Source organism: Mesorhizobium sp. LSHC420B00, from assembly GCF_000503055.1.
Lineage (GTDB): Bacteria > Pseudomonadota > Alphaproteobacteria > Rhizobiales > Rhizobiaceae > Mesorhizobium.
On record NZ_AYVY01000009.1, the window covers coordinates 81,288 to 93,645 of the forward strand.

At 61.9% G+C, this 12,358-nt stretch carries 14 protein-coding genes; 12 read left to right on the plus strand and 2 right to left on the minus strand.

The annotated features are described in order from the left end of the window. Nucleotides 1-111: 111 nt before the first annotated feature. The 4 genes from pgeF to X760_RS54520 all read left to right on the plus strand — a co-directional run bounded on the left by pgeF (nucleotide 112) and on the right by X760_RS54520 (nucleotide 3,915). Nucleotides 112-900 (plus strand): peptidoglycan editing factor PgeF, encoded by a 789-nt coding sequence (pgeF, locus tag X760_RS54505; RefSeq protein WP_023719190.1) that lies wholly within the window; start codon nucleotides 112-114, stop codon nucleotides 898-900. Further along, complete coding sequence (locus X760_RS54510) at nucleotides 900-2,051, plus strand: Xaa-Pro peptidase family protein (RefSeq protein WP_023678425.1); 1,152 nt, start codon at nucleotides 900-902, stop codon at nucleotides 2,049-2,051. Before pgeF ends, X760_RS54510 begins: the two co-directional genes overlap by 1 nt. Before the next feature lie 54 nt (nucleotides 2,052-2,105). Beyond that, a complete protein-coding gene (locus tag X760_RS54515; protein ID WP_023719191.1) occupies nucleotides 2,106-2,726 on the plus strand; it encodes a hypothetical protein in 621 nt (206 codons plus the stop codon). Nucleotides 2,727-2,979: 253 nt separating this feature from the next. Further along, nucleotides 2,980-3,915 carry a ribose-phosphate pyrophosphokinase gene (locus tag X760_RS54520; protein WP_023678427.1) on the plus strand — a complete coding sequence of 312 codons (936 nt, stop codon included), beginning with the start codon at nucleotides 2,980-2,982 and terminating at the stop codon, nucleotides 3,913-3,915. Between the two features lie 99 nt (nucleotides 3,916-4,014). Here X760_RS54520 and X760_RS54525 read toward each other — a convergent pair whose 3' ends face one another. Continuing rightward, entirely contained in the window at nucleotides 4,015-4,896 is an 882-nt protein-coding gene (locus X760_RS54525; protein WP_023719192.1) for a helix-turn-helix transcriptional regulator, read from the minus strand. Between the two features lie 129 nt (nucleotides 4,897-5,025). Between X760_RS54525 and X760_RS54530 the strand changes: the two genes are divergently transcribed. After that, complete coding sequence (locus X760_RS54530; RefSeq protein ID WP_023719193.1) at nucleotides 5,026-6,267, plus strand: MFS transporter; 1,242 nt, start codon at nucleotides 5,026-5,028, stop codon at nucleotides 6,265-6,267. A 114-nt stretch (nucleotides 6,268-6,381) separates the two neighbouring features. Here the strand turns inward: X760_RS54530 and X760_RS54535 are convergent, their stop codons facing one another. After that, nucleotides 6,382-6,972, minus strand: a complete 591-nt coding sequence (locus X760_RS54535; RefSeq protein WP_245278592.1) for a metalloregulator ArsR/SmtB family transcription factor — start codon at nucleotides 6,970-6,972, stop codon at nucleotides 6,382-6,384. On the opposite strand from X760_RS54535, the gene X760_RS77965 reads away from it, so the two are divergent. The 7 genes from X760_RS77965 to corA all read left to right on the plus strand — a co-directional run bounded on the left by X760_RS77965 (nucleotide 6,889) and on the right by corA (nucleotide 12,233). Next, nucleotides 6,889-7,110 carry a hypothetical protein gene (locus tag X760_RS77965; RefSeq protein ID WP_245278603.1) on the plus strand — a complete coding sequence of 74 codons (222 nt, stop codon included), beginning with the start codon at nucleotides 6,889-6,891 and terminating at the stop codon, nucleotides 7,108-7,110. The two genes, X760_RS54535 and X760_RS77965, sit on opposite strands and share 84 nt — an antisense overlap. A gap of 43 nt (nucleotides 7,111-7,153) precedes the next feature. Continuing rightward, nucleotides 7,154-7,648 (plus strand): DUF2938 domain-containing protein, encoded by a 495-nt coding sequence (locus X760_RS54540; protein WP_023719195.1) that lies wholly within the window; start codon nucleotides 7,154-7,156, stop codon nucleotides 7,646-7,648. A gap of 254 nt (nucleotides 7,649-7,902) precedes the next feature. After that, nucleotides 7,903-8,547, plus strand: coding sequence for a 50S ribosomal protein L25/general stress protein Ctc (locus tag X760_RS54545; protein WP_023719196.1), 645 nt, complete (start codon nucleotides 7,903-7,905; stop codon nucleotides 8,545-8,547). Between the two features lie 23 nt (nucleotides 8,548-8,570). Next, entirely contained in the window at nucleotides 8,571-9,296 is a 726-nt protein-coding gene (gene pth, locus X760_RS54550) for an aminoacyl-tRNA hydrolase (RefSeq protein ID WP_023719197.1), read from the plus strand. Nucleotides 9,297-9,299: 3 nt separating this feature from the next. Then, nucleotides 9,300-9,863 (plus strand): hypothetical protein, encoded by a 564-nt coding sequence (locus tag X760_RS54555; RefSeq protein WP_023719198.1) that lies wholly within the window; start codon nucleotides 9,300-9,302, stop codon nucleotides 9,861-9,863. Between the two features lie 77 nt (nucleotides 9,864-9,940). Further along, nucleotides 9,941-11,044 carry a redox-regulated ATPase YchF gene (gene ychF / locus X760_RS54560; RefSeq protein ID WP_023719199.1) on the plus strand — a complete coding sequence of 368 codons (1,104 nt, stop codon included), beginning with the start codon at nucleotides 9,941-9,943 and terminating at the stop codon, nucleotides 11,042-11,044. Nucleotides 11,045-11,258: 214 nt separating this feature from the next. Further along, complete coding sequence (gene corA / locus X760_RS54565) at nucleotides 11,259-12,233, plus strand: magnesium/cobalt transporter CorA (protein WP_023719200.1); 975 nt, start codon at nucleotides 11,259-11,261, stop codon at nucleotides 12,231-12,233. Nucleotides 12,234-12,358: the final 125 nt, after the last annotated feature.

Sequence of the window (12,358 nt, forward strand, 5' to 3'; positions counted from 1 at the left end):
CTCGCCTTCAACTGCGCCCGCCTTCAACTCGCCTACCTTCAACTTGCCTACCTTCAACTCGCCGCCTTCAACGCGCTTGACGAAATCGCCCATACGGACAACAAAGCCGCCATGCTGAATCAGACCAAACCGGATCCCGTTCGGTCGCCCTTGCTGGAAACGGCGCAAGGCATCCGCCACGGCTACTTCACACGCGTCGGCGGCATTTCCAGCGGCATCTACCGGGGCCTCAACATCGGCACCGGATCGAGCGACGACCAGACGCTGGTGCGCGAGAATCGCCGCCGCGTCGCCGAATGGATGGGCGTGGCGGCAAGCCATCTGCTGACTGCTCATCAGGTTCATTCGCCGGACGTCGTCATCGCCAGGGAACCTTTTGCCGGCGAGCGTCCCAAGGCCGACGCCATCGTCACCGACCGGCCGGGCATTGCCATCGGGGCCTCGACCGCCGATTGCGGACCGGTCCTCTTCGCTGACGCCGAGGCGTGCATTATCGGAGCCGCCCATGCCGGCTGGAAAGGCGCTTTCACGGGAGTGCTGGAAAACACCATCGCGGCAATGGAAAGCCTCGGCGCCCGGCGTGACCGCATCGTCGCAGTGCTCGGTCCTTCCATCGGCCCACAGAATTACGAAGTCGGACCGGAATTCGTCGCCCGCTTCGTCGACGCCGATGCCGGTAATGCCCGCTATTTCGCGCCCTCCGCAAATGCCGGACACGCGATGTTCGATCTCAACCGCTACACGGTCGACCGGCTGACCAAGGCTGGCGTCAATGCCGAAGGGCTCGGCCGCTGCACCTATGCCGAGGAAGAGCTTTTCTACTCCTATCGGCGCAGCACGCATCGCAACGAGCCCGACTACGGACGGCAGGTTTCGGCAATCGTTTTGGAGACTGACTGATGGCGCTGCATTTCGAACGCTCGGAATTCGACGCGCGGCGCGATCGACTGATGATCGAGATCGCCGAAAAGAAGCTCGACGCCGTCCTGCTGTTTGCGCAGGAAAGCATGTATTGGCTAACCGGCTACGACACGTTCGGCTTCTGCTTTTTCCAGTGCCTGGTGGTCAAGGCCGACGGCTCGATGGTACTGCTGACGCGTTCGGCCGATTTGCGCCAGGCACGCCACACCTCGATCATCGACAACATCGTTTTGTGGACGGATCGCAACGGCGCCAATCCGGCGGTCGACCTGCGCAATTTGCTCAACGAGCTTGACCTGCTCGGCGCCCGCATCGGCGTCGAATACGACACCCACGGCCTGACGGCATATAATGGCCGGCGCCTCGACGAGCAGTTGCAGACCTTCGGGCAGATCGCAGATGCCTCTGGCATTGTCAGCCGGCTGCGGCTGTTCAAGAGCCCGGCCGAAATCGCCAAGGCGGAAAAAGCCGCAAATCTGGCCGACGACGCGCTGGACGCAGCACTGCCGCTGATCAAGCAGGGCGGCGATGAGGCGCTGATCCTCGCCGCCATGCAAGGCGCGATCTTTGCCGGCGGCGGCGATTATCCGGCCAACGAGTTCATCATCGGCTCGGGCGTCGACGCCCTGCTCTGCCGCTACAAGGCCGGTCGCCGCAAGCTCACCAAGAACGACCAGCTGACACTCGAATGGGCCGGTGTCTTCCACCACTACCATGCGGCAATGATGCGCACGGTGTTGACCGGCAAGGTATCGAAACGCCACCAGGAATTGTTCGATGCCGCCCGCGCCGCGCTACTTGCAGTCGAGAAGGCGATGACACCTGGTAATACGTTCGGCGACGTGTTCGACGCCCATGCCCGCACGCTCGAAGCCCACAATTTGACCAAGCACCGGCTCAATGCCTGCGGTTATTCGCTCGGCGCCCGCTTCACCCCGTCCTGGATGGATATGCCGATGTTCTATCAGGGTAATCCCGAACCGATTGCGCCGAACATGACGCTGTTCGCCCATATGATCATCATGGACTCCGAAACCGAAACGGCGATGACCCTTGGCCGCACCTACCTGACGACCGAATCCCAGCCGAAGCCGCTGTCCCGCCATGATCTCGACTTGATCGTGCAGTGAATCCATAATGGAAAAAGTGTGAGGGGCGTTCGTCGCCAAGGAGTTTTCAGGCTAATGAGACGATCGCATGTGACGACCGTGTCATTGCTCGCGGCGCTGGCGCTGGCGGCTTGCACCAATGCGAAGGACGTTCTCGAACCCTCGGCCATCGCCCCGCAATCGACCCAATCCCTGCCCGGAGCCGGCGGCGCCGCAACGCCCCCCTCAACTGCGGCGCCGTCTTCCGGCACCGCGCCAACTGCAGATACAGCGCAGCCTCCGGCGGCAGCAGCCGTGCCGCCCGCCAAAAGCGCCGCTGCCATTGCGCGAACCCGGCTGCAGGTGGCGCCGATCGTCGGCGCCTCGGTAGAAGCCGCGACACCGCTGACCGCCGAGCTTCAGACACGCGCCAGGCAGCGTGGCATCACCTTGGCCGGCAGCACCGACCAGACCCCAACGCACGTGCTCAAGGGCTATTTCTCGACCATGACGGAAGGCAAGGACACCACCGTCATCTATGTCTGGGACATCTATGACCCGGCCGGCAACCGGCTGCATCGCATCAACGGCCAGCAGAAGGCGCCCTCCGTGGGTGGCGGCGAAGGCTGGGCGGCGGTCGCGCCGGCGACCATGCAGGCGATTGCCGACCAGACAATCGACCAGTTCGTCACCTGGCTTGGCGGCGGCGCCGGCTGACCTGGAGCATGATTCCGAAAAGTGGAATCCGGTTTTCGGAAAAGAGCATGCTCAGACTGAAAGATAGAAGCTATCCCGATTCTGTCGGCATCGAAGTAGACCTATCGCCGCATCGTCAAGCCGTAAGCGATTATTGAGATTAGCCGGCGGATTCCCATTCACGACGCTTGCAATACCGGCGCGGGCCGCTAAAAGCCCGACTAAGAGGCTGGAGTGCTATCGGAGTCTCTCAATCCTTCGCCAGGAACGGTGCATGAAGCTCTTCGCGGGCAATTCCAACAGGGTGCTGGCCGAATCAGTCGCCCGCTACCTCAACATTCCGCTGGGCAAGGCCAGCGTCAGGCGCTTCGCTGACCAGGAAATCTTCGTCGAGATCCAGGAGAACGTGCGAGGCGAGGACGTCTTCATCCTGCAGTCCACCTCGTTCCCGACCAACGATCATCTGATGGAACTGCTCATCATGATCGACGCCTTCATGCGCTCCTCGGCCAAGCGTATCACTGCGGTTATTCCTTATTTCGGCTATGCCAGGCAGGACCGCCGCGCCTCCGGCCGCACACCGATCTCGGCCAAGCTGGTAGCCAACATGATCACGCGGGCGGGCGTCAACCGGGTGCTGACGCTGGATCTGCATGCCGGGCAAATTCAGGGCTTCTTCGACATCCCGACCGACAATCTGTTTTCCGTGCCGGTGATGGCGCGTGACGTGAAGGCGAAATACAAGCAGCTCGCCAATGTCATGGTGGTGTCGCCGGATGTCGGCGGCGTGGTCCGCGCCCGTGCCCTCGCCAAGCGCATCGATGCCCAGTTGGCCATCGTCGACAAGCGTCGCGAGCGCCCCGGCGAATCGGAAGTCATGAACGTCATCGGTGACGTGCGCGGCAAGGATTGCCTGTTGATCGACGACATCATTGATTCGGGCGGCACGCTATGCAACGCGGCCGATGCGCTGCTTGCCGACGGCGCCACCAGTGTCACCGCCTATACTACCCATGGCGTTTTGTCCGGCGGCGCCATCGCCCGCATCGGCGCCTCGAAACTGCAGGAACTGGTCATCACCGATTCCATCCAGCCGACCCAGGCAGTGCTGGACGCCGCCAATATCCGCGTCATCTCCATCGCCGAACTGATGGGCGAGGCGATCTCCCGCACGGCAACCGAGGAATCGGTGTCGAGCCTGTTCGATTAATACATGTCGCGCAAAAGTGAGCAGCGGTTTTGCGACAACGACATGCATAAAACAAGACCCTAAAGCGCGTCGCATGAGACCGGTCGAACGCGACGCGCTTTAGGGCTGCGACTCAGGCCGAGCCGGACCGCTTATTCGCCGCACACCTTCACCAGCATCACGGGCGCCGCGCATGTAACCGCGTGGCGAGGCTCCCAGCATGCGCTTGAACATGGTGATGAACGCCGGCACGCTGTCATAGCCGAGATCGAGCGCCACCCTTGTGATCGGCTCGCCGTCGGCCAGCCGTGGCAGCGCCGCGAACAGACAGGCCTGCTGGCGCCAAGTCGACAGCGACAATCCGGTCTGGCGATGAAAGGCGCGGGTGAAAGAGCGGCGGCTCATGCCGACGATAGCAGCCCATTCATCGATCGTCGCGTGCGGTGACGGTGCCGAGACGAAGCGCCGGCACAGCGCTGCCAGCCTTGCGTCGGACGGGAACGGCAGTCCGAGTGGCCGTTGCGGCAGGTTCGGGATTTCGTGCAGCAGGAGCTTCATGATCAGCCCGCCCCGCCCCTCCAGCTCGGCGCCCTGCGGCAGCTTTTCCGATTCCACGATCAGGCTGTGCATCAGATCGGTGATGCCGACGACGCGCAACCCGTCCGGCAGGCCGGGAATGGCCTCCGGCATCACATAGACGGAGCGCATGCTGACGTCGCCCAGCATCTCAACCGAGTGTTCGGTGCCGGCTGGGATCCACATCGCGTGGTCGGGGGGCACCATCCAGCGCCCATGCCGCGTCGTCACCAGCACGACACCGACCAGCGCGTGCAGCAACTGGCTGCGGCTGTGATGGTGCCGCGGCACGTGATAGCCGTCCGGATATTCGGTCGGCAGCGCCACCGCCGGCCCGACGGCCTGCTCCAGCCATTGCCAGCGACGCTCATGCAACAGCCCAAGATCGGTATCGCCCGCTCTGAACATTTCCCTGCCATGCGGCATCAGCTATGGCCCACTTGCGAAACTATTGGACCAAACCACGAAAGAAGTCGCGTGACAAGCAACGTATAAGGCAGCCGGCCCATAAGACCGCCTGCGGGAGCGCCCGCCAAAAAGACCACGGAGCCTGCCTTGACCGATACCACAGCAACCGCCGACGCCAAGCCGGCAGCGACCAGCCACATTTCAGCTCAGGCGACGGCCTTCACCGTCATCCTGGCGGTGAGCTTCTGCCATTGCATCAACGACATCATGCAGTCGCTGCTGTCGGCGATCTATCCGCTGCTGAAGGACAATTACGGTCTCGATTTCTGGCAGATCGGCCTTTTGACTTTCACCTTCCAGGTGACGGCATCCTTGCTGCAGCCGGTGATCGGCATGATTACCGACAAGCGGCCGATGCCGTATTCGCTGCCCTACGGCATGGCCTCTTCGTTGATCGGCCTGGTCGTGCTGGCCTATGCTGGACATTACTCGCTGCTCCTCATCGGCGCCTCGCTGATTGGCATTGGCTCGGCGATCTTCCACCCGGAATCCTCGCGCATCGCGCGCTTCGCCTCTGGTGGCAGGTTCGGCCTGGCACAGTCGCTGTTCCAGGTCGGCGGCAATTTCGGCCAGGCCATGGGGCCGCTGCTGGCAGCCTTCATCGTCGTGCCCTTCGGCCAGACCAGCATCGCCTGGTTCGCCGGCGGCTCGCTGATCGGCATCATCGTGCTGTGGCAGGTCGGCGGCTGGTACAGCCGCCTGCGTGCCGCGCAGAGCACCCGCAAGGCGGCAGGCTTCGTCTCGCCCTTCCCGCGCCGCAAGGTGATGGGAGCGCTGCTGGTGCTGACGCTGCTGGTACTGACCAAGAACGCCTATATTTCCAGCCTTGCCAGCTATTATACCTTCTATTCCATCCATAAATTCGGCGTTTCAGTCCAGATGTCGCAAGTCATGCTGTTCCTGTTCCTCGGCGCCTCGGCCCTGGGCATCCTGCTCGGCGGCCCGTTCGGCGACCGCTACGGGCAGAAGGCGATGATCTGGTTCTCGATCGTCGGCGTGCTGCCCTTCACCCTGGCCCTGCCCTATGCCAATTTCGAGTGGACGATGGTTCTCACCGTGCTGATTGGCCTGATCCTGTCCTCGGCCTTCTCGAACATCGTCGTCTTCGCGCAGGAACTCGTGCCCGGCCGGGTCGGCATGATCGCCGGCATCTTTTTCGGCTTCGCCTTCGGCATGGGCGGCATCGCGGCCGCCGTGCTTGGCGTCGTCGCCGACATGAAAGGCATCGATTTCGTCTTCCAGGTCTGCTCGTATTTGCCGCTACTCGGGCTGCTGACGGTTTTTCTGCCTAACATGAAGGAAGCGAGGAAGGTGACCACGGTCGGATGAAGCCCGGGTTCGGTTTCTAAGCGAATCCCCTCTTCCGACGCGCCCGTCCAGCCGCCGTGCCATCGCCCGCTGCGGTTATTTGGGCCAGGCCCGGCGACGCTGATTTGGCGGCCGTCAGCCGCTTTCGTAGTTCGTTCCCTCTACACCCAGGCCTGCAGCTGCCCACTCGGGCAAGCCGCCTTCGAACCGGCGCGAGGCCCAGCCTCGTGCCCTCAGGATTGCCAAAGCGTCGGCCGACAGAACGCACTGGACCCCACGACAATAGGCGACAACGACCTTCTCTCGTGGAAGCTCCGCAAGCCGCTGCTCCAGCTCATCAGCGGGAATGTTGATCGCACCCGGCAAATGCCCCGTCGCGAATTCGTTCTGCGGCCTGACATCGAGCAGCACGACTTCGTCGTTTCGCATGCGGCGCACGAGTTCCTCGCGCGAGATGTTTTCCAGCCTGTCCGGCTGGCTAATGCTGTCGTTGATAAACTCACGGATCTGCTCGCGTCTATGGTTTGCAAGGCTTCGCAGCGCCGCGAACACGTTTTCGATTGGGCCATCTGCAAGCCGGTACAGAACGCGTTTTCCGTCTCGCCGGGTCTGCACCAGGCCCGCTCGCTTGAGATGTTGAAGATGCTGCGACGTATTCGCCAATGCGATCCCCGAAAGCTGCGTCAGCTGCTCGACGGCCAGTTCGCCATCGGCAATGTGACGCAACAGAACCAGCCGGTGGGCATGCCCCAAGGTGCGGGCGAGATCCGCTACTTCGTCGAAGATCGGGTGGTGAACGTCCGTCCTTTTCATATGACTTGGCTAGCATTAATCAATCAATCAATCAATATGTTGAATGATTGATTCTAATTGGTTAATGTCTGACGGGTGAAACAGGAGAGCAAAAATGTTGGAGTTCGTTGTCCGTGCGGCCGTCATTGGTATCGGCGCGACAGCCCTGATGGACCTTTGGGGATGGTTTCTGAAGCGAATGCTCGCGATTCCATCGCTTGATTACGCCTGGGTCGGCCGCTGGATCGGACACTTTCCGCGTGGCCGTTTCGCGCACGCGAATATCGCGCAAGCTGCTCGCGTTCGCGGCGAAACCGCCATTGGATGGAGCGCACATTACGCGACCGGCATCGTATTTGCCGCGGCGCTGATTGGAGTGTGGAGCCTCGACTGGGCACGGCACCCGACAGTGCTTCCGGCCCTGTTGGTCGGCGTCTGCACCATCGTCGCCCCGTTCTTCGTGATGCAACCGGCTTTTGGGATCGGCATCGCGGCTTCGAAAGTTCCCAATCCGCGCACTGCGCGCCTGCGCAGCCTTATGACCCATCTGTCCTTTGGCGTCGGACTGTACATTGCAGCATTGCTTTCGGCACTGCCGTTTCCGGCCTGACATTGATGGGACACGGTCCGTCCCTGGGCACCTTCCGCCCCGCTTGCACCTCGCGCCGCCTTCCGCTATAGAGCCGCCACCCGCGTAGACACCCTTGGAGGCAACGCGGCGGAAGGCCGCCTTCCCGCATGATCCCGAAAAGTGGATTCCGGTTTTCGGACCAGGTCATGCGTTAGCTATGTCGGCTTTCGACGTTTACGGCCCCGGCACGTTGCCGGCCGCGAACGCTCCAGAACAACGCGAAAGGAAATGCCATGAGCCACGATACTTACGAGCTCAAGGCCGAAGCGCGCGAACAGGTCGGTAAGGGGTCCGCCCGTGCAGTTCGCCGCAACGGTAAAGTGCCTGCAGTGATTTACGGCGACAAGCAGCCTCCCCTGGCGATTGCGCTGACCTATAAGGACATCTACTACAAGATCCATGGCGGCGGGTTTCTGACCACGGTCGCCACGATCGATGTCGACGGCAACAAGATCCAGGTTCTGCCCAAGGACTTCCAGCTCGACCCGGTCAAGGATTTCCCGGTCCATGTCGATTTCCTGCGCATCGGCAAGGACACCGAAGTCAATGTCGACGTGCCCGTGCACTTCATCAATGAAGACAAGTCGCCCGGCATCAAGCGCGGCGGCGTGCTCAACATCGTGCGCCACGAGGTCGAATTCCACTGCCCGGCCAATGCGATCCCGGATTTCATCACCATCGATCTCACCGGCACCGATATTGGCGATTCGATCCACATTTCGGCCGTCACCTTGCCGGCCGGCGTCAAGCCGGTGATCTCCGACCGTGACTTCACCATCGCGACCATTGCCGGCTCCTCGGCGATGAAGCCGGAGGCCGTAGAAGAGACGACTGAAGCGGCTGCGCCCGAAGCGGCTCCTGCCGCCGAAGAGAAGTAACCCCTTCCCGCCCGGAGGCGACGATGCTTGTCTTTGCAGGCCTCGGCAATCCGGGCGCGAAATACGCCAACAACCGGCACAATGTCGGCTTCATGGCGGCGGACGCGATCGCCCGCCGCCATTCCTTTTCGCCCTGGTCGAAGAAATTCCAGGGGCTGATCGCCGAAGGCACGCTTGCCGGCGACAAGGTGATCCTGATCAAGCCGCAGACCTTCATGAACCTGTCCGGCCAATCGGTCGGCGAAGCCTTGCGCTTCTATAAGCTCGGCCCTTCGGCGCTGACTGTCTTTTATGACGAGATCGACCTTGCCGCCGGCAAGGTGCGGGTCAAGGTCGGTGGCGGCTCCGGCGGCCACAACGGTATCCGCTCGCTCGACCAGCACGTCGGCAAGGATTTTCGCCGTGTGCGCATCGGCGTCGGCCACCCCGGCGTCAAGGAAATGGTGCATGGCCATGTGCTCGGCGATTTCGCCAAGGCCGACCGCGAATGGCTGGACGTGCTGCTCGACGCAATCGCCGATGGTGCCGGATTGCTTGCCAAGGGCGACGACAATTCGTTCATGAATCGCGTGACGCTGGCGCTGCGCGACAAGCTCACGCCGACGGACGACGACGACCGCCCGCCACCCAAGGCGCCAAAGGCACAAAGCCACGTCCGTCAGGCACGGCCGCAGCAACCGGCGGCCAAGCTGCCCAAAACCGGCCCGATGGCGGCGATGCTGAAGAAGCTTTTTGGCGGCAAGGACTGAGCCATGAATATGGATGACGTCCAGCAATTGGTTCGCCGCGTAAGGCAGAAGTATGTTGATTATTTCGTCGCCGCTGCCGGCGAACTTGCTCGCAACGGCCAAGGATCGCATGCGACCGAGGTCAAGTTTTCGAACGTCGATTCCTTCTATCGAAATCTCATCGCGGTTGATTTCGTCGGCAATGACGGACAGCCAAATCCGCAGTTCATCAATAGCGATACCTATGTGAAATTCTCTCCGGATATTCACGCCGGGATCGGTGGAATGGATGTCCTCATCTCACCGTTCAAGTGGGACGAGGTTCATTTCAAATTCCCCGTAAATGAGCTTGACGGCGATCTCTTCGACGAATGGTTTCGCGGCTGGTTCGATATCGATGGCGAGCGTGAAACATCGGAGACCTTAGGAAGCATCATTCACAGTGCGCAATTGCTCGAGGGGCAACTGACGATCGATTTCGGAACCGCGGATGTCGACGCGTTCTGGCATCTTCTGCAAATACTGAGCAGGTCCGGCGTTCACGCGTTGGCGATAGGCACCGATGACATCGCGCAGCGTCTGAATTGAATTGCGCCTTGACGATCGTCGGCGCTTTCGCCCATAGCCCTGATCAAATTTCGATTTCCCGATAGGACCAGACAAAAATGGGTTTCAAATGCGGCATCGTTGGCTTGCCCAATGTCGGCAAGTCGACGCTCTTCAATGCGTTGACCAGGACGGCGGCGGCACAGGCCGCCAATTATCCGTTCTGCACCATCGAGCCGAACACCGGCGAGGTGGCGGTGCCCGACCCGCGCCTGCAGAAGATCGCCGCGATCGGCAAGTCGAAGGAGATCATCCCGACGCGCATCTCCTTCGTCGACATTGCCGGCCTGGTGCGCGGCGCCTCGAAGGGTGAAGGGCTGGGCAACCAGTTCCTCGCCAACATCCGCGAGGTCGACGCCATCGTCCATGTGCTGCGCTGTTTCGAGGATGACGACATCACCCATGTCGAGGGCCGCATCGATCCTGTCGCCGATGCCGAGACCGTCGAAACCGAATTGATGCTTGCCGACCTCGACAGCCTCGAGCGCCGCATCGTGCAGATCCGCAAGCGTGCCGCCGGCAAGGACAAGGAGGCAGCGACCGTACTTCCCATGATGGAAGCGGCGCTTGAACTACTGCAGGCCGGCAAGCCCGCCCGCATCCTGCTCAACGGCATCTCGGCTGAGGATCTGCGCATCCTGCAGGGACTGAACCTTTTGACGTCGCACCCGGTGCTTTACGTGTGCAACGTCGCCGAAGCCGATGCCGCCATCGGCAACGCCCATACCAGGGCGGTCGAGCAGATGGCGGCCGCGCAAGGTGCCCGCACCGTTGTGATTTCGGCGGCGATCGAGGCCGAGGTCGCCCAGCTCTCGGACGAAGAGGAAATGGAATTCCTGGCAACGCTCGGCCTGGACGAACCCGGCTTGAACAAGGTCATCCGCGCCGGCTACGAGCTGCTGCAGCTCATCACCTACTTTACCGTCGGGCCGAAGGAGACACGCGCCTGGACCGTGAACAAGGGCGCCAGGGCGCCGCAGGCGGCAGGCGTTATCCACACCGATTTCGAGCGCGGCTTCATCCGCGCCCAGACCATCGCCTATGACGACTTCGTCAGGCTGGGCGGCGAAGTGGCGGCTAAGGAGGCCGGCAAGGCGCGCGACGAAGGCAAGGAGTATGTCGTCCAGGACGGCGACATCATGCTGTTCAAGTTCAACACCTGACCAGGCGAGGGAGCCCAGCGGCCACCATTGCCGCCGCTCGATGCCAAACTTCAAAGCAGGGGTCGCAGTGCCTCTTGCGCTGCTTGACGGGCCGTCGTGCGGGGTCTAAGGGGCCTTTGCACCGGCCTCGCGCCTCACCTGCCCGTGTCCGTGCGATCTGACTGACGCGCCCCTCCAACGAACGCTCTTTGGCAACAGCAAGGGAGACCCGGCGATGATCAAGGCCTTCGTCGTCGACAATGATCGCCTGCGCCTGGTCGACGATCTCCTGCAGAACAGCGACACTGTGGTCTGGGTCGACCTCTTCAACCCGACAAAGGAAGAAGAGACGACAATTGAGACCTGGCTCGGCATCGCCGTTCCGACCCGCGAAGAGATGGAAGAGATCGAGATCTCGAGCCGTCTCTACGTCGAGGACGGCGCCTACTTCATGACCGCCATTCTGCCTGCGCAGACCGAGGTGGACGATCCGTTGATGTCGCCGGTTACCTTCGTGCTCGCCGGCAGCAGGCTGATCACCGTGCGGTACCACGAACCGAAGGCGTTTAAGACCTTTCCGCAGCGCGCCGAGAAGGTGGCGACCGGTTGCACCAGCGGCGACACCATCCTGATCGGACTACTGGAGGCGATCGTCGACCGCCTCGCCGACATTCTGGAGCGCGCCGGCCGCGACGTCGAGGCGATCTCGCGCGACATCTTCGAGGCACGCTCGACCAAGGTTTCCAAGCGCAACCGCGACTTCCAGGAGCTGTTGAAAGGCATTGGCCGCAAGGAGGATCTCGCCTCCTCGGTCCGCGACAGCCTGATCTCGCTGCAGCGCCTTGCCGGCTTCCTCGCCCATGCCTCCACGCAGACCAGGATGAGCAAGGATACCCGCGCCCGCATCAAGACCTTGTCGCGCGATGTGCTGTCGCTCGCCGACCACGCCACGTTCCTGTCGCAGAAGATCAGCTTCCTGCTCGACGCGACGCTCGGCATGATCTCGATCGAGCAGAACGCCATCATCAAGATCTTCTCCGTCGCCGCTGTCATCTTCCTGCCGCCGACGCTTGTCGCTTCAATCTACGGCATGAATTTCGACATCATCCCCGAGCTCAAATGGCACTTTGGTTATCCCTTCGCCATCGGCATGATGGTGCTTTCGGCAATCCTGCCCTTCTGGTATTTCCGCCGCCGCGGCTGGCTGTAGGGTCATCAATACCTCCGCTGCGGCTTGGGCGCCGCAGGCTGGCGCACTAGAAATTGCTTGACCAAATGCCGCGCTGCCTGCATCCGGGACCCCGACCCGCAGCGATCGTACAATCCTGAACAGGA